Raw genomic sequence first — 24,921 nt, 5'->3', positions numbered from 1 at the left:
CAAATCAAAATGATACAACTCAGATCAGCGCTATGCACCCTTCCCCATCTTGTACATCCTTGCACATCGACATATCACGACGACCACGCTAAATACGGCAGCTAGCACTAGCCAAATGAAAATGCTTGGCATGGCTAAAATAATTCGCTCCCAACTTAATACCCGTCCCGCAGCAATGAATGTTAGCACTTGCGGAAAGAACATCAACAAGAGCAGCGGGATGAGCGTAACCAAATGGAAGAACCAAGTCACCCATTTGGCACGCTTGTGATAGGTCTGTTCCCATTGATTCAAACGTAATAACCGCCGAATCCCTATGCCGACGGTCACGACTGTGATCAAGGCGATAATGATTTCAACTATTTGCACATGAAGGGCAGGTTGTTCGGGCTCTTGCCCGCTCAGGATATCAGATATCCCTTGTGTAAAGGACGAATAGTTTACAAGTGGATTGAAGCCACTATTGTACAGTACGACAATGCCATAACCGCTTTTAGGGAGCAGTACTTGCTCGGCATAGTACGTCCAAAGGAGCCCGTTGTGAAAGATTTTCTCCTTCTCCCCAGCGATGCTCCACCCCATCCCGTAAGGGATATCCACTCCCGCAGGCGAGTGCATCGATTTGACCCCTTCGCTGCTAAACAACTGAACACCGTTATGTTTCCCTCCGTTAAGCTGCATCTTAAGCCAATGCGCCATATCCTCTACCGTTGACACCGTTCCCGCTGATCCATCTACGAACCATTCAGGCTCTTTTGTGACAACAGGCTTGCCATATACGAGAATATGTCCCTTAGAGAAAGGCTTATCGCCCTCAACAAATTGCTCCGTATTTGCAATATCAAACGTGTGCTTCATCTGAAGAGGCTGAAAAATATGCTTCTGCAAATAGTCTGGAAAGCGCTCTTGACCGACCACTTCCACAAGACGGGCTAAGATCAAATAGTTCGGATTATGATAATGAAACTGCTGGCCAGGATGACTCGCAAGCTTGACGTCTTGCATGCGGGTGATCGACTGTTCCAGTGTACTCGGCTGCGTATCAAACGTCATCTCAGGAAAATGCGTGTCTTTTAAGCCGCTCGTGTGGTTCAACAACTGCCTTACCGTTATGTTTCCCCCGCGTGGATCAGCCAACTTGAAGGAAGGGATATATGTCGCTATGGGGGCATCAAGGTTTATCTTGCCCGCTTCCACCAATTGCATGACGGCTAGAGCTGTGATTGACTTACTTAATGACGCGATGGCAAACGGTGTTTTTGTCGTCACCGGTAGACCTTCACCCGTGATTCCAAATCCTTTGGCATAAATCGTCCTATCCCTATGGACCACGGCAACGGCCAGTCCAGGTATTTGATTATGATCCATCTGCGACTGAATAAAGCGATCGATCTTGGCTGTTTCGATGCTCGGTTCTGCGTATGCATACTTGGAAGGGAGGCCAAGCCAACCACTTATTAGGGTAATGATAGTGATCCCGATCAGACCTCTTATAAGTGATGCCGTTCTTCGTTTATGATTCATAGCGATGTTATACCTCAGCTCTCTCCGCGTTTTTGATCGCTAACAAGGCTAACACACCGCCAGCAGCTAACCATGCACCTGATAACAAAACGGCCTTCCACACGTTATCGTGCACGCTTTGGCTAAACATTTCACTGCTGGACATCGTCATCAAGCAGGAGGATACGAGCATTGCGGCTGCTGATTTTCTAATCATTCCGATAAAAAATAAAACGAACCCCATCCCGACGGCAGCAAAGGCGAAAATGATCACGTTCAACGCCTCATGCGTCACCATTTCTAAGACCATCGCTTGCGATATCGATGAGTTGTATAGGTACGTTGAGACCACTACAACGGCAACAAGCAGATGGGAGCAAACCATCGTCACAAAAGTCATCACGCTTACGAGTGCCAGCTTGGAAATAAGCAGATTGGTTCTGCTGACAGGATACACAAACAAAATGGTAATCGTCCGCGTACGATATTCGTCGAGCACGACTCTAGCCGTAAGAAGTGATGCGAAAATAACGACGACCGTTCTAGTATAAAAGGCAATCTCCTTGAACAAGTCTTCATAGGAATTGAAACCGTCAGGATGTCCAGCTTTAAAAGCGATCAGCCACAAGATGATGATCCCGTTGGCACTCAGGATGGTCCGTAGCAAGCCTTTGAGCCTCATTTTTCGCCAATCCAGCCACATTAGCTTAAGCATCTAGTTCACTCCCCTGCAGGAGCATCATCACATACGCTTCGAGCGTCATTTTTTTCGTACTTAATGCTTCAATCCCCACTTCATGACCGATTAACGTCTTAGACAGTTCCACCGCAGAAATACGAGCTTCGTAAATGCGAATCGTGTGATCGTCCATCACTTTATAGTTGGAAATGTGCAGCTTTTCTTCCAACACGAATGTGGCTTTCTTGCTGTCCGTCGTCCATACTTCGATATACTCACTTAATTTGCTCCGAATGAACGCCATTGGAATCTCTTTAATGAGCTTTCCACGTTGCATAACGCCAATCGTATCTGCCAACTGCTCAATCACTTGCAAGATGTGACTCGAAATGAGTATCGTCATGCCGGACTCTTTATTCAGCTTACGAAGCAACTCACGCAGCTCGCGGATTCCTAGCGGGTCCAAACCGTTTAAAGGTTCATCCAGTATGAGAAATTCCGGTCTGCATACAATCGCTCTGGCAATGCCGAGCCGCTGCTTCATCCCTAGTGAGAAATCCTGTACGCATCGCTCACCGACACCTTCTAATCCGACCAGCAGCAAGGCTTCGTCGATCGCTTCCTTGTCGTAGAACCCCATATATTCGCAATGAATCTCTAGATTGGCTTTGGCCGTCAAATGATCGTAGAAGATTGGCTGCTCGATCATGCTTCCCAGCCGCTTCAAAGGCTCCAACACCCCCGTCGCTATGGACTCGCCAAATATTTCGATTGTACCGCCATCTGGCCTTGCCAGACCGGTAATCATTCGCATAATCGTGGTCTTCCCAGCGCCGTTTAGGCCTAGTAAACCGTATATTTCTCCTTTTTTAATGTTCATACTGACCGCGGAAACGGCTTCTTTGTCGTTATATATTTTTGTTAACTGACTTGTTCGCAGCGCATCGCTCATGACCCTTTCTCCTTCAACGATTGGTGTTGATTAGCTCATTAGCCTCCGAAAATGATTCTAGCTCAAAATATTATCATTCCCCTTGCGAAAAGCTTAAGAAATTCTTTCAATACGATTGAGAGGTAAGAAATTAGGGGGAAGATCTTCAATTTTTCAGTGGGAAATCGTTTTGAAGCGGGCGGTAAAGGACGTTTTTTCATGCGGGACGCTATGGAGAGTGAGAGTCCCGTTTAGTTTTTCCACGAGTGTTTTCGTAATCGCTAGCCCCAGACCACTTCCTTGAAAACGACGGTTTCGAGAGTCTTCCAGCGTATATAACCGTTCAAAAATGTGGGCTTGATGCCATTCGTCTATCCCTTTGCCACGATCCCATACTTCGATATCTACATAGTCGTGTTCCACACGTACAGCAAGGCCCACGACTTGACCGTCGCTTCCATATTGAATTGCGTTAGCTATTAAATTTTGTAAGATTCGATTTAACGCGTCCGCATGGCCTAACATATACACGGGGGTCTCTGGCAGCTCGATGGTGACCTCAAGACCTTGCGACGTAATGCTTTCGTAAAAAAAGAGCATATTCGCAGCCCCTATTTCATTGACTTGAATGGTCGAAAGGGGCAGTTCTTTGTCACCCGCTTCCAGCTTAGCTAAATCGAAAAATTCATTGATCAGGCTCACCATTTCCTGTGCTTTATCATGCACCTTTCCTAGCAAGCGTTTGCGCGAACTATCATCTACATGTTGATCGTACACGATCGTCTCTGTAAGCCCCAGAATGACCGTTAACGGTGTTTTTAAATCGTGGGACATGTTAGCTAGTAGTCGCTTAATAGATAGCTCCAGACTGGCGTAGTGGCCTTTCGTCTTCCGATTATGATCGAGCAGCCGATTTAACGTTATTAAGAGCGACTGCAGCTCGCGATCGTCTGTCGCGAGGAGAATCTGCTCCGCAGTGTCCTCTGTTATAATCCTTTGTAGCTTCTGCCGTACATAAGACAACTGCCAGCTTCTCATTCGTCGCGCACGAAATTGGAGGCCATTCATCAGGAGCAGAGCCGTAATAACGCATAATAAGAACGTAACCACGTCAAAATGCCCCCACCTTGTAGCCGATTCCCCATACCGTTTTGATGTACTGCGGCGAAGCGGGATCGGTTTCGATTTTTTCCCTTAGTCGACTTATATGTACCTGAATCGCGTTTTCGTCTGCATAGTATTCGTCATTCCACACCGCACGGTAAATTTGCTCCTTCGAAAAAGCTCTTCTCGGATTTTCCATAAGCAGCTTTAAGATGTGCCATTCCTTCGGCGTAAGCTTGATTTCTTCCCCCTTCTTACGAGCAGAAAAATGGTCTAAATCTAAGGTCAGCTCATGTATGTGGAGCATGTTCGACGCCTCCGCTTGGACAGTCTGCGTATAATGTGTGGCACGGCGCAGCACAGCCTTAACTCTGGCCGTAAGCTCGATGAGTGAGAACGGCTTCGCGATATAATCATCCGCGCCAAATCCAAGACCCAATGCTTTATCTACATCGCTGTCCTTCGCTGACATAATGAGGACCGGAATGTAGCTGCTTGCTCGGATACGCTGCAAAAACTCTAATCCGTCCATATCCGGAAGCATCAGATCTAATACAATCAAGTCAAATGCCTTTTCTTTAAAAAGGTGAACGGCCTGCTCGCCGTCAGAAGCATGTCTAATCGTAAATCCGTCTTTTTTCAGGTGGTCTTTAACCATTTCTGCAATATAGGGATCATCTTCAACAAGTAAGATTTGTTTATTCATGTCACACCGCCGCTATAAAATGTAAGTGAAAATGTATGTGGAGTGGAAACTATTTTTCGGCCAAACAACAAACTGCTCATTAAGATTAGCGGCCAACATGAATAGAAGTCAAGATTTGGGTTGATACCATTTTCATAGTACGAACGATGGTCAACATCATTGATACATAACATTTATTATGTAAACTTAATATATGAGCGTAAAAATGAATTGACAGTAACGTAACGTCATAGTGCATAATCTAAACGAAACGATATGAAGAGGTGAAAAAATGAATATTCAATCATTACGCTCCGATCAAGTATATCGAAACGTGTTACAAGCGCCACATGAGGAAAAAGTGGAACTATTCAGACAAGAAATGATGGCCCCATTTATGAGAAAATGGGAAATACAACATATTCCCTTTAAAGCTGAGGAGCCCGATGGTTTTGATGTAATTACGCTGAATAATATGATGGCCATCTCACCTACTCAGATCACCGACGAAATCTCAATACCATTAGCATCCATTTCGTCCGATTCCTTTTGGAAGGAGTGTGAAGAAGCCGTAAAGAAGAGCCTTAACCTATTTACAGAGCACGGCGTGAATCTTCCTGTATCCGATTATTTATTCACAATTTTATTAGGGAATCCAAGTAGCCCCTCCTTAATGTTAAACGAAGGCTATACGGGTGACGGGGGTATTCCTGGTTATATTTTTTGTACACTCGTGCCCAACGCATACACAATACCTCGAATGAAAGCGACACTAGCTCATGAATGTAACCATAATGTTCGCTATCAATTTATTCAATGGGATCATTCCGCCGTTACATTAGGTGAATTAATCGTGAGTGAAGGGTTAGCAGAGAACTATGCGACTTCACTTTTCGGGGAGGAACTAATCGGCCCTTGGGTATCGAACACAAATATGGAAACGCTGAATAAGCGTATTAAACCTGTGCTCAAGGATCAATTACAACTCACAGGCTTTGCGAACATTGCACCGTATTTGTACGGTGATGAATTAGCTCAACTCCAACACTTTAAACCGGTCAGTATGCCATATTGCGCTGGTTACGCCTGCGGATATTATTTAATTAAAGCTTATTTAGAACAGACAGGGAAAACGATCTTTGAAGCCACTATTACACCAGCCAACCTAATACTAGATGAATTGAGAGATTTTTGGGATGAAGAAACATTTATTAGCGGTTAAAGATATCGTTCAAATTACAGGCATAACAAAAAGAACCTTGCATTATTACGATAAAATCAATTTATTAAAGCCAACTTACATCACAGACAATGGCTATCGTTTGTATGATAGAGATCGGTTAGCACAACTGCAAATGATCTTATTTTTAAAGGAAATGGACTTTTCCCTCAAAGAAATTGAGGATATATTAAAGCTTACGAGACCAGAGCAGCAGCAATTATTAACACAGCATAGCCAAACGTTATGGTTAAAAAAGCAACGCTTAGAATCGATCATTGCTGCGCTGGATGAGTATGTATCAGGCAAGGATATTTACAACTTACATATTTTTAGTGATTCATCCATTTTACCCTTACAAGAACAATATGCTCATGAAGCAAAACTCATCTATGGAGAAACGGGCCAATACAAACAATTCGAGGAGAAACTGGGGGCAATCCCGCCTAGTGAAAAGGCGAACTACTTTTCTACATTTGAACAGAACATGGAAAACGTGTTTAGAAAAGTGGCAACCTGTATGAACCAATCCCCTGCTTCCGATGAGGTACAGCAATTCATTACAGAATGGAAAAGGGTTCTCGAGCAATCTGTTCGTTGTGACGCTGAAATGTTAACATGTATTGCGAATACGTATAAATATGATCATCGATTTAACAATTATATTAATCAATTTAGCAATGAAGACTTAGCCGCATTTTTATATGACGCTATTACCCATTATATTAATCAAATGCAAGGGAATTAACAACACATCATCCTTGCCGTATCCCGAATATTACTTTGTATGGTCGTTTTTTATAGTAGCGAAGAGTTAAAAGAGTTAATCGCCAAGGCTGTTGTTGTCAAGGTTGAGCATTTCACACTTTTCGTCAGCGGTGACGTTATGAAGAGGAGGATGTTACGTTGCATTTGTTCTGGCTTCACATCGATAAATCCCGTCCTACCCCCTATATTCGGCAAATTACCGAACAAATTCGCGCTCTCATCACGACAGGCGAATGGCCTGCTGGAACAAGGCTGCCGGCAACACGGGTGATAGCAGCGCAGTTGGGTGTCTCACGCAATATTGTCATTGAGTCGTACGATCTCCTTATCGCAGAGGGATATTTGCAAAGCCAGCGAGGTGCTGGGACGTATGTGGCGGATCGTATTTACGAGCTGCACGTACAACTCAACGAAGCGAAAAAATGTCGTGAATCGTGGCGGGAGGAAGAGCATGGTATAGGTCATGGTATAGGGCGTACGGGACGTACTGAGGCTATGGAGGGGAATAGCTGTCATACAGGCTCCATGCCTCAAGTGCCGTACGATGCTGAACACGATACTGAACGTTTCCCCGAATATGGGCAACATTTTACCGTCCATCCTGCACATTTGCTAACCGAGCAATCGGAACACATTGATTTTCGTTCAGGCGTGCCTGCGTTGGACTTGTTTCCGCGCCAACGGTGGCAAGCAGCGTATAAGCAAGCTTGCATGGAAGCTCCGACAATGATGTTCGGCTATCATACACCGGAAGGAACGAAGCGTTTGCGGCAAGCAATAGCCGACTACGTGCGACGTGTTCGGGGCGTTTACTGTGAGCCAGAGCATATTATTTTGACGAACGGCGCTACGCAAGCCTATGGGATGCTTGCCCGCCTATTGCTGTCCGAAGGCGCGCGAGTCATCGTTGAAGACCCCATTACACGTGATATTCAACGCATGATGCAGCATGTCGGCGCACAAATCGTAGGTGTCCCTGTTGATGAATACGGCCTCATCACGGCCCATTTGTCAGCAGCAGCTACCTTGAACGAAGTCACTACTACACATGAGCGGGCTCGTTCCACACGACCAAGCCTTATTATTGTTACCCCGTCGCATCAGTTCCCGCTCGGGGGGACGTTACCTATCCAGCGACGCTTGGAGCTGCTCGCCTATGCAGAGCAGCAGCAATGCTACGTACTTGAGGATGATTATGACAGCGAATTCCGCTATGATTCATCCCCGATCAGCGCCTTGCAGCATCTTAATCCCGAGCGCGTCATTTATGTCGGCTCCTTCAGCAAAATACTGTCCCCCGCGCTGCGCATCGGGTATATCGTGGCACCGCCTGCGTTAGTTAGCGCTTGTCGAGAGACGAAATGGTACACCGATTTACATACGGCGACATTAGAGCAGCTTGCCCTTGCCCGCTTCATCGAAACCGGTGAGCTGGACAAGCATATCCATCAGATGCGCAAAGTGTACCGCAAGCGGCGCGATACGATGGTTGCGGCATTACGGCTCCACTTTGGAGAGAAGTTGACGGTTATGGGTTACAGCACGGGACTGCATCTCGTCGTAGAGCTTGATGAGCCTTGTACTCCTGCGCTGCTGCAACAGTTGTACGATGCAGGAGTTATCGTGTATCCGGTTGCTGTACATAGCATTCAGACGGATCAGAGCCATCGTATTATTCTTGGCTACGGTAATGTGTCAGAAGAGCGCATTGCGCTCGGGGTAGCAAAGTTGGCCCACGTGCTACAATCGTCTAAGAGAGTAAACGCACAAGAACGAACGTTACAATCTAATCATGCTGAGTACGATTAGTAGGGGGCTGTCCTGTGGCAGCCCTAACGGTTAACCCCTTTTTCAGCCTGTTTACGTATAAATCGCTTCGCTACCTCACCTACTGCCAACGGAAGCTGCATCCAGACATAAGCGTGAAGCGCATGATTGATATGCTCAATTTCATATTCGCGTAATAGACTAGAGAACATCTTTAGACTATTTCTAATGCTCTCATTTTCCCACTCATCCTCACTCGGAAGAAATAATATCGGGCACTGTACTTTTTTGTAATAATGCTCAAACTTCACATCCCAATATTTTTGAATATATTCGGTTCGAACACGGTTTAAATAGCAGTATGTAAATCGACCATCTTCCATTTGTTGCAAGTTATTTTCATAGAAGGCTAAGAAATATTCATTCCATACACCTTGTTCTACTAATTTTGCTTTCTCCTCTTCGATATAAGCTGCTTTTGTTGTGAAAATGCGTTCTTCTCGTTCGGCTAATTGAGCTCGCAACGTTTCCTTTCTCTGCTCAATCTGTACCTCTGTTCCATTAAATAACCCGTGTTCGCCAAACTCATTATATAAAGCCCCTTCACAGATAAGGGAGAGAACCAGCTCTGGATGTGACGCGGCTAAACTTAGACCGACCTCTGCACCCATTGAGCTGCCTACGACATGACAGTGTGATACGTTTAAACGCTGCAACAACTTATATATATCATTGGCCATATCATCAATGTGGTAGCCACTTTCGGGCTTATTGGATTGGCCATGCCCACGAAAATCAGGAGCAATGATACAATAGTCGGCTTCGAATTGCGGTATAATTCCATCCCACATCCGCGAATTTCCGCCACTAAAATGAAGAAATAACACAACTGGTTTCTTATTTAATGAATATTTCACATGAATGCCGACACCATCTAGCATAATCATTTCTTCAATCATATTCTTTACCCCCATTTATCCTATTTTCTAGCAGATCATAAGGTCTTCTTGAAAAATGGCATACATTTCATCTACCACTTTGTATTATACCTAACCTTTGTTGTAACGCCATGAATGATATGTAAAAAAAGGGAAATCACTTTTTTTGTATTCATAATATTTATTATGTAAACTAATAACTGTTTATCGCTTTTTTAACGTTGATCTTGATGTTAGGATGACTAGCTCTGCGATGAATAAACTAACCGCAATACTCGCCCACACTGCAATCGTGTATGCGAGATCAGCGTTCATATCCAGCCCGCTTTTGAAAATGGTCTTCAACACATACAGTTCCAAATTCGCTAATGTGATCGCAAAGCTGCGTATCATCCATCTGCGATGCGCCTCTACCTGCCTATTTTTGATCGTGAAATAAGCCTTAAAGGTCGCGTAAAGCCACACTGCATTTAAACAAATAAACCCGGCCGTACTGACCCAACCTCCTGTAGCGTACGCGGCTAAATAGAAGGAAGGTATCCCATTTAATAGAATGGATAGCACGTACATTTTACCTATTAGTCGGTGAATATGGGGCCGCTGTGTTCGAATACGTGTTACGAAGCCAAACGGGCCCGTCAGCATGGAAATCATGGCTAAGGCAATATGGATTTTAACTGCGAGTAGCCACGGCTGCGCATCGATGGGCGTCGTTTTGGTGGATAGAAATGCGGTTAAGTTCGGGTCAACTATCACATTTTTAGAAAATGTATGGAGTACCCACATCAAAGAGATTACAAACACGAGCATACAGCTAAACCAACTTGTTTTTTTCAACGATTGCTTTCTCCCCTAACGAATCATTTTTCATCCTCATTTTGTTGATTGTATGGACTGTTGAGTACTTGCAACAAATGAAGATGGAGTCCGCTTCTTCTCTATCATACTACAAAAGAGACCGATCGGTATCTTTTTTGGTGAAAAAATGACCCTGTAGCGCGCTCATCCAACCAATCCAGCTGTTCCGCCGATTGAACTTGTTAGCCGCTACAGAGTCACTTTCTTACTTAGTTTTGTTGTAAGCTACGTAGAAAATAAGTTAATTGCTGCTTACTGTACGCCATATGCTCATTGCTCATCGCAAGCTTGCTCGCCATAATGCTCCCCTCAAGTAAAGATACAATAAACGAGGATAAAGAAACGACGTCAATCTCAGCTTTTAATTCCTTATTCGCGATTCCTTGCTGTAAAATGTCTTGAATATCCGCTAAAAATAAATGCATGGATTGTAGCGCTTTGTTACGCAGCTCGGGATGTGTATCGTCGCTTTCAACCGCGGTATTGAGCAGCGGGCAGCCACCTACTAATGGTGGATTATGAACGACATCCTGGTAGACGTCAAACAGCGCAATCATTTTGTCGATGGCTGTATTGGCGCCGCCAAGCGCTTCTGTAAATCGTTCAGCTACCCGTTCTAATGCGTAATCCAACGCTTCGATAGCAAGTTCATCTTTACTGGAAAATGTACGATAAATGCCGCCTTTTTTCAAGCCTGTAGCATCCATAATGTCATTCATAGAGCAGCCAGCAAATCCTTTTTGATTAAATAATTCAGCCGACTTTTTAATGATATGTTGTCGTGTTTGCTCCCCTTTTCGCATCACAAGTCTGCAATCTCCTCTCCTTACAACCAAAAATAGAACGGCGTAAATAGAATGGATGTCATGATTCCCGTTAACCCCATCGCCAAGCCACTAAATGTGCCCTGAACCTCCGAATCAGCTAGAACTTTAGCCGTACCGACACCGTGCGCGGCCGTGCCCATCGCAATCCCTAACGAGATATCATCGCGAATGCCCGTCCATCGCAAAAATGCAGACCCACACAGCGCGCCCATCACACCTGTAAGCACCGTGAAGACGGCCGCCATCTCAGGCAAAGTTCCGAGCGATTTTGCAATTTCGATGGCAATTGGCGAGCTTACAGACTTGGGTAGCATGCTTAAAATGACATCTTTAGAGCCATGCATACTGAGCATCAGGGCGGCTACGCTTATGATCGCGACGAATGCACCGCATGTGATAGACACAATAATAGCTTTGAATTGTCTGCGAATAAGCTGGCGATGCTTATAAATCGGGACACCCAGTGCGACAGTCGCCGGACCTAGTACGAGTGACAAGATGTCCGCACCGCTCTGGTAATGTTCAAGAGGAATATTCCCTATCTGAAGCATTCCAATCAGGACAATCGCGCAAAAGACAATCGGATGCAGCCATTTGTAGCGCGCATGCAAAGTGCGGGCAAGTGCATAGACGATGATAGTAGCTGATAGGCCAAACAGCGGATCTTGTGTCCACGCTAGCAGCATATTCATAGGCCTCCCTCTTTTCGAACAGAGTTAACGGCATCATTCGTGTGGTTTACATTCACTTGCAGCTTACTTGCGACAACCCCCGTCACCCATAACACAAGCAACGTGCTACCAATTAACGTGATTCCGATACTGACCCAATGGGTCTGCAATATCGGGAGAAACGCGATCACACCAACGACATACGGAACAAAAAATAGCAGCATATGCTGCATTAAAAATTGAGCAGACCGTTCAACCCACTCTAATTTAATCCATTTAAGCCCGAGTGCCATTAAAAATAAGATGAGACCGATCACGTTGCCTGGAAGTGGAATATGAAGCATGTTGTGCAGCCCAACGCCTAAGACGTTAAAGCCCAGCAGGATGGCAAAGCCAATCATCGGTAGACCACCTTTTTGTTCATGATTTCATACGTATATGCTACCTTATTTATTGTAACATTAACGCTGAAATACGCCTATAAGTGGTATATGCCGGAACGGATGCTTCTAAGGACTCGTTCGTCTTATTTTGCGTAGTTTGCGTAGCATTTTCGTCACTTTCCATACGGTCCAATTCAATTGTCGTTGCTTCGGAAAGGACATATATTGGGGCTCCCAGCTGGTGTTGAACATCGTTTCCCACCAGTTGCGCTGGCCGTCTAAAGGGTACAGATCGCGCACGCGGCGGAAGATAGCGATGGCTGTCCGCTCCGACCATAAGTGCGGCGCTACATACGTCCCCACATGCGATAACGGCAACAAGCCTGTGACCAATTCCGTGCAGCGCTCGGTTTTTGCCCGCCAAATGAGACAGTCGCGAAGATGACTCATGGCAGTCGCATATTCAGGAGTTCCGGCTTCATACGCGCAATGCACATCTTCGATCGTCAGCTTAGCTTGTGCGCGCAGCGTATCATGCACCTTATGCACGACTGCATAGGCAACGTACCGTTCATGCGCATTGTGAACGACGATCAGTTGCAACTGATCGCTATGGACAGAAAGCAATTGCTTCAACGTTTGGCTGTAAGCAGGCGCAATATGTGCCCAATGCCTAACGACCTGCTCTAGTCCATGCACGAATTCCGCGGTCAGCGGAAAAGGCAGCAGCTCATAGCGACACAGCGGTGGACGCAATTTATCCGCAGCGACCTCGATGCGTGCGATCTCCCCGACCCTAATAAAGTCGTTGCCATAGTCGTGCAGCAGCGGCATTGCCTTACTCCCGACTGGGAAAAAGAGCACATCTAGCCCATGCTGATCCGCTTGTTTGTACAGTTCTTGCAACGCTGCATGTGCTTTTTTTAACGCTTGTGAAGCTAGCAGCAAAGAAGGTACATCCAACACAATAACCTTGCGTCCGCTTAACATGCACGGAAATTGAACCTCTCCGTGATGAACGGTAATGAGACGCTTATTGGGTGAATGGTCGTATATCCAACCACTAACCGTGTACAGCAGCCTATCGCTGCCTTGGTTGCCTTGCTCCCAATCGATACCAAAACGAGCAAGACTATGCCGCTCATATCGAAAATACCCCACTACAAACAATAGCAGCGCCATCATAAATCCTGTAATGATCGTGATTGTAAATTGCGCGCCACTAAGCGTGTAAGAGATATATTCCTCCGTACGATGAAGCGCAGCAAACGTGTAGCCGATCCATGTATAGACGAAAATAATGGCTCCTATTGCAACCATGCTGACGATGAAAGTCCCCTTCATCAAGGGGTACCGATAACGTGTATACTGCCTACGCAGCAAAAATAGAAATAGCAACATACCAGCTAACCATAACGTATGCCGCACGCTCGTTCCGATAAGAAACGTAGCAATCGCGCACAGGATAAGGGCGGCAGACGTTACGGAATAGGCACGAATCGTCCGCTCAAACAACCCTTTTAATTGCAACAGAATGAGCAACGCACCGCCAAACACGATCCCATTTGCATACGGGTATACGGTTGGCCCTAATATGTGAACTGTTAAGGCAACTTGCTTCAATTCAGGGGTAAAGAGCGTATAAATGAACAAAAAGACAGACGTCATAAACAACAAGATGACGACCGACCATGATGCTAACGATTCCCAAATCGCCTGTTGAATAAACCAAATGATGCTGCCCGTTTCAATATACGCACCTAATGTAGGATGAGCCTCATACCGCTTAACGGCAACGCCTCCAAATTCAAAGGCAGCAAAAATAAGTCCGAGCGCGAACGGAATGATGTAATACACGAGTCGATACAGCAGCAGCGCTGTAAATACAATCTGATCAGGGACTCCAATCGCGGTAACACCGAGTAACAAGGTGATATCAAACGTACCGAATCCTCCAGGAACCATACTAATAATGCCCGCAATCGCACTGACTGTAAAAATCCCAATGGCAGCAGCATAGCTAATTTGAGCATCCAGCAAGCGCAAAATGATGTACATCACCGAGCCGGCGGCTAGCCATTCAACAAAAGAAACGACCGTATATCCGAACGTCAAGCGCCAATTGGCGCTGCGTCTTCCCTTCCAGTGTGAAAAAGCTAAGTAGGCTGGAAAAAACAGCGTTACACCGATTAGCACGACCCATAGCCAGCCTTTGATATGAAGTAATACGTAAGCGGGGCATAAGCCGATGATGACGAGCAGCCCTAATAAAGATAGTCCGCTTATCATCGCGGGAGCCATCCAAGCAAGCGAGATGAGTAAGCGACTAGGCTCAGGGACGAGTTCTCGATACAATCCCGCCCGAATACCAACACCTGCTATACCGCCAAACCCGACGATCCCATTAAACGTATTCGCGATCCAAGAGACACGAAACGTCTTCCCTAATTTGACTGGAATATGTAGCGAACGGAGCAATAGCATATCGTAAAAATACATCGTGGCCACGGCCACTGCGCCGAGCACAATTAATGCCGTAAAATACTCATTTGAAATAAGACGTATCGCTTGCAGCGATTCTTTGATGGAGAAGCGGGAAATTTCTTTTTTCCCTTGGTAAATGACGAATATGCTGACCGCAATTGGGATCACAATTTTAAGGGCTTTGATGAGAGGTCTATGTTTCAATAATGCTTGCAGTCTCATTTTCAACGCATTCATGCCTAACACGCTCCTCCCTCTTGCCATGGATACATTTAGTGTGCAAAGAGGAAGGAATCATTATGCGTAATGGTTGAAAAAGTTGCTAGCACTTATTTAGCATAGGTGCTTATAGAAATGGCTGGCCGGGGAATTAAGTTTACATAATATTAATTATGTCTATATAATTCAAGCTTCATTTTCCTTGTTTCACTCCTTGTTATATTTCGCGTTACATAAAGGACAGTAAACGTTGCGCCGCCTCTTCTTTTTGCTTATCCGAAACGTGCGTATACACGGTTGTTGTCTGGATGGACGAGTGACCGAGCATTTCTTGCACGGTGCGAATATCTGCTCCGCTGCGCAGCAACAATGTCGCAAAGGAGTGGCGCAGCTTATGGCATGAATATGCCCGCCCGCGGCCAGACCGATTGCGCTCATCTTGCGATTGCAGCGTACTGAACGCTTGCTCGGCGATAAGCTGAATATTGCGCACCGATAGACGACGTCCCTTTTGCGAAATAAACATCGCGTCCTCACCAGGCCGCCATGGCGTTAAGCGGTCAGCTATCGCCAGCTCTAGCTGCGCTGCTACAGGTTCAGCTAACGGAACGGTCCGCCATTTGCGGCCTTTACCTAGTACTTCAATCGTGCGCCGCTCGCGATGGTAGTCGGATAAACTTAGCCGATGAACCTCGCCCACCCGCAATCCCGCATAAGCCATGAGCATCAGAATCGCAATGTTGCGGCTGCGGTATTTGCCATCCGAACTAGTCAGCAGCGTCCTCACTTGCTCTGGTTCCAAATAGACCGGAGCACGATTCGTCTCCGTCTTCGACTTTTTTACGCCGACTGCCGGATTTACATCCGTCCACTCCAACTCATTAAGTGCTTTGTAAAAACTTGTTAACGCACAATGTTTCCTGTTTCGCGTTGCATCACTTACCCCTGACGACTTTACACCTGCCAAAAAAGAAAGCACGTGAAACTTTTTCACCTCTTCCACGGGCTTCTGATTTAACGTCCTCAAAAATTGACAGACGTCCCCGATATAATTTCGTTGCGTATAAGAGGTATATCCCGCATTCGTCATCCAAAGGCGAAATGCTTCTATCGGCTCTTCATAGAGTTCCAACTCACTCTCAAGTGCGTAATTCATTCTATTATCCCCCTTCAGGCGATTTTGTTATGTAATCGAATCCTTATATCTATTTATCGCTCATAAGCCGCGTGGTTACGGCATTTTAACCGCTTTTTCATCGTGTTATGACAGCCTAAAAACAGCCCCAAATAACTGCGTATAATGAATATTATATGCAGTTATTGATTAGAAGTCCAAACAAAAAATGTGTCGCGTCTACAGTCACGTTGTAGAGCGACAAAAAAGTTGTTCCATACGGAAATTTGCGACACAATCATTGTTTTTTTAAAAAAAGTAAATACATCCCTATTTCCAGAAAGTCAGTTCAAATTTTAAAAAGCTAACTAGCACATTTGACCCTTCCGACTACAGATGTACCGCATCTGATCCCGAATGATCTTTTTCCCGGTTGAACTTTTTTGCGTGTTTCCTTTCGGAAGTGATTTCGTTATTATAGTTACATGCATGCAGTCAGGCGATAATCGTTAAAAAACAGCGGGATGGAGGAGATCGGATGGCGATATTTACGTCAAACGGCATATCGATTTATTATGAAACCGAAGGAAAAGGCTTTCCTTTGATCGGCATTCAAGGAAAGGACAGCAATCTGGATTGGTGGCATCCAGCAACGAGAAGCGCGCTGGCGGACAGGTACCGCTTCATTATGCTGGACAACCGGGGTTCGGGACGCAGCGGACATCCGGCGGAGGAGTACGGGATTGCGGACATGGCTACGGATGTCGTGGGGTTAATGAATGAGCTGCAAATAGAGAAAGCCTACGTACTCGGCCAATCGATGGGAGGTATGATCGCTCAAGAGGTCGCGCTTCAGAGCCCGGATCGCGTGGAAAAGCTGGTGCTGGTGTGCACGACTTCTGGCGTAACGCGCGCCGCGCTTTCTTCACAGATGCTCGAGCTGATAAATGGTGAATTCGTCCTTAATTCTCCTCAAGATTCGCTACGTCTTCTGTTCCCGGAGTTGTTCATTCGAGATAACCCAGCATTGATGGAACAATTGGCGAAGCTCATGCAGACTTATCCCGTCGAGCAGCGAACCGCATCCATTCATAACGCTGCCTATCAAAGCTTCGATTCTTATGACCGTTTGCCTACCATCTCCGTTCCAACGCTGGTCATTCACGGAGAAGCGGACTGGATCTTCACCCCCGCCCACGCAGAAATTTTGGCTCAACGCATCCCGGATGCCCAGCTCTTAATGGTGCCGGACGCTGGACATGGAGTATTTTTGCAAGCACATGATCGGATCATCGAGCGATTGGCTCGTTTTCTGCCCGCCTAGACCGAAACAGCCGGAAACCCGATTGTGACTGGGCATACAACGAACCCTTTATGGCGAACAGCTACAAAGTGGTTTCTCATCACTCTAATATTGGTCCCTAAGTAGAAAGGGCTGTCCCAAAAGTGTTCGTACGACATGAGACCATCCCAGTTGTTTGTGTTTAACAAAAGAATGGGTTGCTCCATAGTGAAGCAACCCATTCTAAAATTTGTAAGCATAATTCCTAGTTGCAGGCACTATGTTTACATAATATATATTATGTATCACTTGCTTCGTACTGGTGATATAAACCAATACGCTAAAGCAACGAATACTCCACCGCCAACGATGTTCCCAAGCGTGACAGGTATCATGTTCTGAAACCAGCCAGCAAGTGTGATTGATTCTGGATGCTGCGGGAGCAGGTAAGCTAAGCTGAGCAGCGTCATATTCGCTACGCTGTGTTCATAGCCGCTGGCGATAAATGCATACAAGCACCACCAGATAAGTACGATCTTGGCGATGTCTTCCTTCGCTCTGGCTGCCATCCATAGGGCCAAGCATACGAGCCAGTTGCACAAAATGCCGCGGAAAAACAATTCAACGAACGGCAGCTCCATTTTTTTGGCGGCAGCGGTGAAGAGCAGGTGATCTGGCCCTGCTTCTTTGAATAGGCCTGTACCCACGATTAGCAAGCTGAGCAATACGGCGCCAGCCAAGTTGCCGACGAACACGATCACCCAGTTTTTCAACGTATCGGCTACTGTTGTTCTGCGGGCCAACGTGCTCATGGTAAAAAACATATTATTTCCCGTAAACAACTCCGAGCCTGCGAAGACAACAAGCGTCAGCGCCAGTCCGAAGGACATCCCCATGAGCATCGGCTGAAACGGGGATTTTATTGCTGCAAGCGGCGCCCCTATCGAGTAAATCAGGATAATGCCGAGTCCCACATAGGCCCCCGCCAGCAAAGCAGACACCGCATAGCGCGCAGTGCTTTTGTTCATCTTCTCTTTCTTTTTAACAGCCGCTTCTATCGTCGTTTCAACGCTTGACGTAAACATAGATCAGTCCTCCCGGATACACTTCGATGGATTAGAATTCGCCTGAAATACATGGCTCAACATTTATACCGAGTGGATTGCGGGCGCAGCGATGTAAACGCGGCCTCCCTCTACCTTTAACGGGAACGAAAGAACTTGCCCCTCATCAGGAGATTGGACGAGTCCTGTCGTTAGATCGATCTTCCAATCATAAAGCGGATCGTATATGTAGCATCCCGCAACGATTCCTTCAACAAGCGGCCCACCTTTCGGATGCGGGTTGCGATTTTCCAAAGCATACACCTTATCGGTTGAAGTACGAAAAACAGCGACCTCCCATCCATTCCATTCTACTGTGCGCCCCATCTGCGGCAAGAACTGGTCAAGTGTCCCTATCGGATAAAAAACACCCTGCTCTTTCATGCATTCGTCCCCCTTCCCTATTTACGAAAAAACTTAGTTGATGGATTGGGCAGCAGGCGCCAATCTTTGGAACAGAGCCGTACACGTATCCTTGTCGTTCAGCAGTTTCCTCCACGGTTCTTCAACCTGCTGCAAAGCAAACTCGATACGTTCCACCAATGCTTTACGGTTGTCCACATCGTCAACAACTGCCTTGCGAATCGCATCCACTCCCATGCGCTCCACCCATTCCGATGTCCGTTCCAAATAGTTTCCTGTCTCTCTGTAATGCTGCATAATTGCCGCACAAAGATCGATCAACTCCTGATCCGTTTTCACTTTGCACAGTAAATCTGCCAAGCGCGCTTTAATGCCACCGTTGCCACCGATAAATATTTCCCAACCACCGTCATTGCCGACAATGCCAATATCTTTGGTGCATGCTTCGGCGCAGTTTCGCGGGCAGCCGTTGACTGCGTATTTGAATTTTGCCGGCAAATCGAGACGTTCAAACTTGCGCTCCAGCAATTCACCCATACCCATCGAATCCTGAGTGCCGAAGCGACAAAATGTCGAGCCGACGCACGTTTTGACGGTCCGAAGCGATTTGGCATATGCATAGCCGGACGGCATATCCAGCTCTTCCCATACTTTTGGAACGTCCTCTTTTTTCAATCCCATAAGGCCAATCCGCTGCCCGCCCGTCACTTTTACGCACTTCACATCGTATTTTAGCGAAACGTCAACGAGCTTTTTCAAATCTTCCGGCGTAGTGACGCCGCCATACATCCGCGGAATGATCGTATACGTTCCGTCCTTCTGGATATTCGCGTTCAAACGTTCGTTCACGAAACGCGATTGTTTCTCGTCTTCATAGGTGTCCGGATAGAGCATGCCCAAATAGTAATTCAGCGCGGGACGGCACTTGGAGCAGCCTTCCGGTTGGCTCCAATCCAGTACGTTCATCACTTCCTTGGTCGATGTTAGCCCTTTCGCTTTGATCTCAGCCACAATCTCGTCGCGGCTAAGCGTTGTGCAGCCACAAATGCCTTGTTTGATGGTGGCTTTAAACCCATCGCCTAGAACGTATTGCAGTATTTGCTCGACAACAGGTTTACAGCCCCCACAGGAACGCGTTGCACCTGTGTACACTTTGATTTCATCCAGCGTCGAAAATCCTTTTTCGGCAACCGCATCCACGATGTTCTTCTTGGTCACACCGTTGCAGCCGCACACAATTTCTTCGTCGGCCATCGCTTCTACGGAAGCTGAATTTTTGGCTCCACTGCCGCAGCAGCCAGTACCCATCAAGAAACTATAAATTTCGTCGGTCATGACTGTTTTTTGCTTAATGAGCTTTTGCAATTGAGCGGAATCGGTGATGTCCCCGAACAACACCGCGCCTACCATCACATCGTCTTTCAGCAATATTTTTTTGTACGTCCGCTTCCATTCATCCTTGTGAGCAATGACAACATGATCCGGTCCCTCGATGAATTCGCCTGTTGAAAAAACGTCCACGCCCGATATTTTCAGCTTCGTCGATAAGACGGAGCCTTCATAGGGGAGCGTATCTACACCGCACAAATGTTTTGCCAGTACCATCCCCTGCTCAAAAAGCGGAGCAACGAGCCCATAGCAGACACCGCGGTGTTCGTTGCATTCTCCAACCGCATAGACTTCTGGCATTGAAGTTTGCATGTAGTCGTTCACAAGTATGCCGCGATTCGTTTCGATCCCGCTACCTAACGCAACGGCGACATTCGGCTTAATGCCTACGGCCATAACGACGAACTCGGCTTCCAGCATCGTCCCGTCCGCGAATCTTAGACCGGAAACACGCTCGTCTCCGAGCAGTTCGACCGTTTGCTTGCCCATCGCAAATTGGATGCCTTGGCTCTCCAGCTCAGCCTTTAGCATCAACGCTGCCTGATGATCGAGCTGACGCTCCATCAAATCTTCCATCAGATGGACTACGGTTACGCTCATCCCGAGATGTACCAAACCTTTAGCTGCTTCCAGCCCCAGCAGCCCTCCGCCAATAACGGCTGCTTTCTTGTACGTTTTGGCCGCTTTCAACATCTGCTGGCAGTCGGAAATGTCCCTAAAGCCGATAACGCCTTGTTTCTTACTGCCAGGTATGGGCAACATAAACGGATTCGACCCTGTTGCAATAATGGCTTTATCGTAACACACGCGCTTTCCGCTGTCCGTCACTATTTCTTGATTCGTTTCGTCAATATGAGATACTGACATCTCGGTATGTAGCGTAATGCCGTTCTCTTTGTACCAATCCCATCCATTCAATACAATATCGTCGATCGTTTTGCTGCCATCTAACACGTAGGACAGCAAAATGCGGTTATAGTTAGGATGAGGCTCGTTGCCAAATACGGTAATATCGAAACGCGAAGTCAGTTTCAATATTTGTTCCACGGTACTGATGCCAGCCATTCCGTTACCAATGACTACAAGCTTTTCTTTATTAGGCGTCATGTTGGGAGCCTCCTCGATAGATCTCAAGTTTGTATGTCGATAAGTAAAGTTTACAGGGAAATGGCCGAAACGTTTGTGATAAACTTCACATTATTTTGATCACGCTTTACGAAAATGCAAGTGAATCGAAAGCTAAATCACGCGCAGCTTGTACACGATAGCTAAAAGATGGATGTACCGTACAATTGGGAACTCGCTAGTAGGGTACCGCCAGCATTTCGAATAAAAACCACCAGACACAAAGTCCAGTGGTTCTATGAATTCGGCTACTTTTTAAATATTTTGTTAAATGAAGGTTTCCATTCTGACAAATCCTCATAAACAAACGTTATATTGTCGCATATTTTATCTGCAACTTCGTGCAAATGTTTTATATCATTAGCCGTAAACACTATATATCCTTTGCGCCCAGTACCGTCTACAATAGTTGGTATCGTGTCGCCTTCTTTTACTAATCGATCAACTAAAACGACCTTGGATATGTTAGCTAGCCCTTTATACTTGATTTCTTTTAAGCACCTCTAATGCAAACAGAGGCAAAGCTACTATTGTAAACTGGGTACCTAATAAACTTATAGACTGCCCTAGCCAAAGTTTGTAAAAATTATAATATTTTTTATTTTCCATATTACACCTCCATTAATTCACATTTATAGATGACCAATTTTACGATGTAAGTAAGCTCAGACGAAACCTAGCCTTGTTCAAGTTCCAACAGTTGCGTTTTCATGTCCATTCCGCCGCGATAACCCGTCAGCGATCCATTTTTATCGATAACACGATGGCATGGAACCGTAATCAGGATCGGATTGGCTCCAATGGCCCTCCCTATTGCCCGAACCGCAGTCGGTTTTTGAATTTGTCGAGCAATATCCGAGTAGGACCTGGCTTGACCATACGGAATATCACATAGTGCCTTCCATACGGCTTCCTGAAAAGGTATGCCGTGATAAAAGATTGGGCTGGTGAACCGATTGAAAAACAAGTTGTTGTACGCATTTTGGAATGTAACAGCAAGATAACGAAATTACAATGACGAGTTGTTATGTAATCATACGTAGTCAGATTCACATGATTGGAGAAGTTGAACAATCTAACGATTAATAACATGAAAAAGGGCGAGGATCGCCCCCACCCATTTTCACTTCAGCATTTTCGCTATATGAGCCGATTCCCACAGCTTCGTGCAATCACGATACGAGATTTTTTTAAAGTCGAATGTGTTTAATGGTTCCGTGAACAAATCAACTTTCCGGTGTGTGCGTCAACAAAACGTATCTCCATCTGACGATCCCTATGCACCTGTCGATACATGAGTCGGTAGCGACGTTTTTTGCTTCGTCTCGAATAATCAATCTGCCATTCTAGTTTCAGATCAAGTGCATCTGAGTATACTTGACATGCCTTTCGCTCATCTACGAGCGTCGTCGATTGGACAGCTTCCAACTGAGCCGGATCAATAAATGGACCGTCCATACGTTCGAGACGCCCCGTCGTTTTGTTGACGAAAATTCGAATATGATCCATTCCGAGCCAGACATTTTGCTTGCCTATGCGGAACTCGAATTGTTCGATATCAGAATCTTTCGCTTCCTCCTGCTGCCGTAGCTGTAAATACGGAATCAGTCTAGGGCGCGCACGGACCAACAGTCGAAGTGCGATGTCCTGACATTCGTCTCGAGATAGTCGTATTCCACCTGACAAGCGGTCTTCAAAGCGCATAAACGACACCAAACTACGGCTTGCTAAATCGATTTTCGCCTTCACGGTGTCTTGCGATCGCTCACGTAAAAAAGCATCTAGCGAACGGTCCTTAGGATTCTTAGGATTCTTAGGATTCTGAGCATTCTCAGAACTCCAATCGCCCCGTCGCCACACGACGCCGGAAATTTGACCGTCCATATCGACTTCCCGCAAAAGTGCATACTGCTCAGGATCGTTTACAAGCACTTCCAGAACATCCTCCACTGTACGGATGGTACGGATAGCTGCCTCCTCCGGCAGTATCGGAAGCGACAGCCACACGGCTTGCTCTGCCGCTTCTTCCGCTTCATCGTCTCTACTAATCGCCTCTTCTTTATCATCGGCGCGAAATTTCATCCACAGATTGTCCGGCTCGTATACGATCCGCAGCTCATTGTTCTCTACATCACAAACTTCTTTATTCACGTAAGCTAATTGCAGGTTCAGCCTCACGGTACTCGCAATATGCTGCATAAGCAGTTCCTTTGCAACCAAGGCCTCCGGAGTCTTAGGCTTTGTCTGTCGTCCGAAATAAATGAAATGACTAACCAACCCACTCCGGTGAACAGCCACTCGAACACCCGATAATGGAAGCGGCAATTCCATAACAACCTGCTCATAACAAAATGTCGTCATTGAACCACTTGTCTTGATACGTGTTAAATCAAAGTGCTTCAGCGCGGTAGGATAGTGATCGCGAATAAATGTCTCGGCCTCCATGCGCAATTCATTGATTGATAACTCTGGCAAGTCACCGGCAGCTTCCTCCACGTCGATCGTGTATTTGAGCAAATCCCCTTGATCGCTTAACTCTACAGATATACTCGTATCTTTGCCAGGTTTGTCCCACAATGGGTCCTCTCCGACTTTCGTCCACACGAGTACCGCTCTTCCGCCTTCTCGTTTGTCTTCATGATAGTCTTCAATCGTTAGTTCATACGATTGTGGAATATCAAAGAGCTCCTCACTTCGCTGCTTCAACTCAGCCAGCTTTTGCTGCAATCGCTCTTGTTCGGATACGTCCGTAGCTTCACAGAGCACGTTCTGTTCCGAGCGTGTCGATTTCTCGGCGTTCGCATAATGTTGACGCAACGACTTCAACCCCCTATGTAAAATCGTTTTAATTGTACCGGATGGCATACGGAGTAAGCGTGCAATCTCCTCGATCGTCATATCATGCCAATATTTGAACGCGATCACTTGTCTTTGATTAGTGTCCAGTTGCCTAACCGCCTCGAGCAGATCAAGGCGGTCGTCGGTTCGCGGCATGGAAGCTTGCTGAAGCTCAGCGGCACGGCAATCGTCTAGCACCAGCCGCTGACGCTTGTGCAGTGCAGTCAACGCGCAGTTAATAACAATGCGGGTCAGCCAAGTCGTGAAATACTGCGGCTGTTTTAGCTTCGGCAGTCCGGACAGCGCTTTGTAAATGGCTTCGTGGACGACATCCTCCGCATCAATTTTTTGACGTACGTAATAATAAGCTATACGGTACATTCGGTCCTGCTGTGCTTCGATCAAAGCGAGAAACGCAGCGCGATTTCCCGCCTGAGCTGCTCGGACTCGATCGTTTTGATTCATGTCGCTCCCCCCTGTACATCTTTTAGACTAGCGAAAGTGCACTTTGGTTTCAATCGTTTCATAAAAATATGTTGGCTAGCCTTCCCGACCCAGAAGAAAGATGTAAGAATGCAGGCTTCTCCGCCCGTTGCATAGCTAACAAGAGATGTACAATTAAAAATAAACGCAAACAACGCGCGCCGAGTAAGTATCGACACGCGCTGGCT

General features: G+C 46.3%; 20 protein-coding genes and 3 pseudogenes. 4 read left to right on the top strand and 19 right to left on the bottom strand.

Going from position 1 to position 24,921, the window contains the following annotated elements; genetic code table 11:
- Positions 1–30: 30 nt before the first annotated feature.
- From KIK04_RS22115 to KIK04_RS22095, 5 genes are all read right to left on the bottom strand, one after another.
- On the bottom strand, positions 31–1,524 hold the full coding sequence (locus KIK04_RS22115) for a serine hydrolase domain-containing protein (protein WP_232275845.1): 1,494 nt from the start codon (positions 1,522–1,524) through the stop codon (positions 31–33).
- A 7-nt stretch (positions 1,525–1,531) separates the two neighbouring features.
- The gene (locus KIK04_RS22110; RefSeq protein ID WP_232275844.1) at positions 1,532–2,218 is read right to left on the bottom strand and encodes an ABC transporter permease; all 687 of its coding nucleotides are present in this window, start codon (positions 2,216–2,218) and stop codon (positions 1,532–1,534) included.
- On the bottom strand, positions 2,211–3,134 hold the full coding sequence (locus KIK04_RS22105) for an ATP-binding cassette domain-containing protein (RefSeq protein ID WP_232275843.1): 924 nt from the start codon (positions 3,132–3,134) through the stop codon (positions 2,211–2,213). The genes KIK04_RS22110 and KIK04_RS22105 overlap by 8 nt, the downstream gene beginning before the upstream one ends.
- Before the next feature lie 153 nt (positions 3,135–3,287).
- Positions 3,288–4,223: a sensor histidine kinase gene (locus KIK04_RS22100; protein WP_232275841.1), complete on the bottom strand. Its 936-nt coding sequence runs from the start codon at positions 4,221–4,223 to the stop codon at positions 3,288–3,290.
- Between the two features lies 1 nt (position 4,224).
- Positions 4,225–4,923 (bottom strand): response regulator transcription factor, encoded by a 699-nt coding sequence (locus tag KIK04_RS22095; protein ID WP_232275840.1) that lies wholly within the window; start codon positions 4,921–4,923, stop codon positions 4,225–4,227.
- Between the two features lie 271 nt (positions 4,924–5,194).
- Between KIK04_RS22095 and KIK04_RS22090 the strand changes: the two genes are divergently transcribed.
- The 3 genes from KIK04_RS22090 (at position 5,195) to pdxR (ending at position 8,698) form a co-directional block, all read left to right on the top strand.
- Positions 5,195–6,124, top strand: coding sequence for a DUF2268 domain-containing putative Zn-dependent protease (locus KIK04_RS22090; protein ID WP_232275839.1), 930 nt, complete (start codon positions 5,195–5,197; stop codon positions 6,122–6,124).
- Entirely contained in the window at positions 6,099–6,869 is a 771-nt protein-coding gene (locus KIK04_RS22085; protein ID WP_232275837.1) for a MerR family transcriptional regulator, read from the top strand. Before KIK04_RS22090 ends, KIK04_RS22085 begins: the two co-directional genes overlap by 26 nt.
- Positions 6,870–7,027: 158 nt before the next feature.
- Entirely contained in the window at positions 7,028–8,698 is a 1,671-nt protein-coding gene (gene pdxR, locus KIK04_RS22080; protein ID WP_232275835.1) for a MocR-like pyridoxine biosynthesis transcription factor PdxR, read from the top strand.
- A 23-nt stretch (positions 8,699–8,721) separates the two neighbouring features.
- Here the strand turns inward: pdxR and KIK04_RS22075 are convergent, their stop codons facing one another.
- The 7 genes from KIK04_RS22075 to KIK04_RS22045 form a co-directional block, all read right to left on the bottom strand.
- The gene (locus KIK04_RS22075) at positions 8,722–9,615 is read right to left on the bottom strand and encodes an alpha/beta fold hydrolase (RefSeq protein ID WP_232275834.1); all 894 of its coding nucleotides are present in this window, start codon (positions 9,613–9,615) and stop codon (positions 8,722–8,724) included.
- 183 nt (positions 9,616–9,798) lie between these two features.
- Complete coding sequence (locus KIK04_RS22070) at positions 9,799–10,431, bottom strand: DUF2306 domain-containing protein (RefSeq protein WP_232275832.1); 633 nt, start codon at positions 10,429–10,431, stop codon at positions 9,799–9,801.
- Positions 10,432–10,661: 230 nt separating this feature from the next.
- Positions 10,662–11,255 carry a TetR/AcrR family transcriptional regulator gene (locus tag KIK04_RS22065; RefSeq protein ID WP_232278858.1) on the bottom strand — a complete coding sequence of 198 codons (594 nt, stop codon included), beginning with the start codon at positions 11,253–11,255 and terminating at the stop codon, positions 10,662–10,664.
- 23 nt (positions 11,256–11,278) lie between these two features.
- A complete protein-coding gene (locus KIK04_RS22060) occupies positions 11,279–11,971 on the bottom strand; it encodes an LrgB family protein (RefSeq protein ID WP_232275830.1) in 693 nt (230 codons plus the stop codon).
- Positions 11,968–12,351: a CidA/LrgA family protein gene (locus KIK04_RS22055; RefSeq protein WP_232275829.1), complete on the bottom strand. Its 384-nt coding sequence runs from the start codon at positions 12,349–12,351 to the stop codon at positions 11,968–11,970. Before KIK04_RS22055 ends, KIK04_RS22060 begins: the two co-directional genes overlap by 4 nt.
- 108 nt (positions 12,352–12,459) lie before the next feature.
- Positions 12,460–15,054 (bottom strand): flippase-like domain-containing protein, encoded by a 2,595-nt coding sequence (locus KIK04_RS22050; protein WP_232275827.1) that lies wholly within the window; start codon positions 15,052–15,054, stop codon positions 12,460–12,462.
- 211 nt (positions 15,055–15,265) lie between these two features.
- Positions 15,266–16,192 (bottom strand): tyrosine-type recombinase/integrase, encoded by a 927-nt coding sequence (locus KIK04_RS22045; RefSeq protein ID WP_232275826.1) that lies wholly within the window; start codon positions 16,190–16,192, stop codon positions 15,266–15,268.
- A gap of 496 nt (positions 16,193–16,688) precedes the next feature.
- On the opposite strand from KIK04_RS22045, the gene KIK04_RS22040 reads away from it, so the two are divergent.
- Entirely contained in the window at positions 16,689–17,474 is a 786-nt protein-coding gene (locus tag KIK04_RS22040) for an alpha/beta fold hydrolase (RefSeq protein ID WP_232275825.1), read from the top strand.
- A gap of 263 nt (positions 17,475–17,737) precedes the next feature.
- Here the strand turns inward: KIK04_RS22040 and KIK04_RS22035 are convergent, their stop codons facing one another.
- The 7 genes and pseudogenes from KIK04_RS22035 to KIK04_RS22010 form a co-directional block, all read right to left on the bottom strand.
- The gene (locus tag KIK04_RS22035; protein WP_232275823.1) at positions 17,738–18,517 is read right to left on the bottom strand and encodes a formate/nitrite transporter family protein; all 780 of its coding nucleotides are present in this window, start codon (positions 18,515–18,517) and stop codon (positions 17,738–17,740) included.
- 63 nt (positions 18,518–18,580) lie between these two features.
- Positions 18,581–18,919, bottom strand: coding sequence for a nitrite reductase small subunit NirD (gene nirD / locus KIK04_RS22030; RefSeq protein WP_232275822.1), 339 nt, complete (start codon positions 18,917–18,919; stop codon positions 18,581–18,583).
- Between the two features lie 33 nt (positions 18,920–18,952).
- Entirely contained in the window at positions 18,953–21,394 is a 2,442-nt protein-coding gene (gene nirB, locus KIK04_RS22025; protein WP_232275820.1) for a nitrite reductase large subunit NirB, read from the bottom strand.
- Between the two features lie 266 nt (positions 21,395–21,660).
- Positions 21,661–21,912, bottom strand: a pseudogene (locus KIK04_RS22020) (ATP-grasp domain-containing protein); the annotation flags it as partial.
- A pseudogene (locus KIK04_RS24275) lies at positions 21,896–22,021 on the bottom strand (MFS transporter); the annotation flags it as partial. The pseudogenes KIK04_RS22020 and KIK04_RS24275, both read right to left, overlap by 17 nt.
- A gap of 67 nt (positions 22,022–22,088) precedes the next feature.
- Positions 22,089–22,364: pseudogene (locus tag KIK04_RS22015) on the bottom strand (methylated-DNA--[protein]-cysteine S-methyltransferase); the annotation flags it as partial.
- Positions 22,365–22,618: 254 nt separating this feature from the next.
- Positions 22,619–24,715: a sigma-70 family RNA polymerase sigma factor gene (locus KIK04_RS22010; RefSeq protein ID WP_232275818.1), complete on the bottom strand. Its 2,097-nt coding sequence runs from the start codon at positions 24,713–24,715 to the stop codon at positions 22,619–22,621.
- Positions 24,716–24,921: the final 206 nt, after the last annotated feature.

The sequence above is a fragment of the Paenibacillus sp. 481 genome, assembly GCF_021223605.1.
Lineage (GTDB): Bacteria > Bacillota > Bacilli > Paenibacillales > Paenibacillaceae > Paenibacillus_B.
Note: the sequence above shows the minus strand (reverse complement) of the source record. Positions and strands in the feature narration are given on the sequence as shown.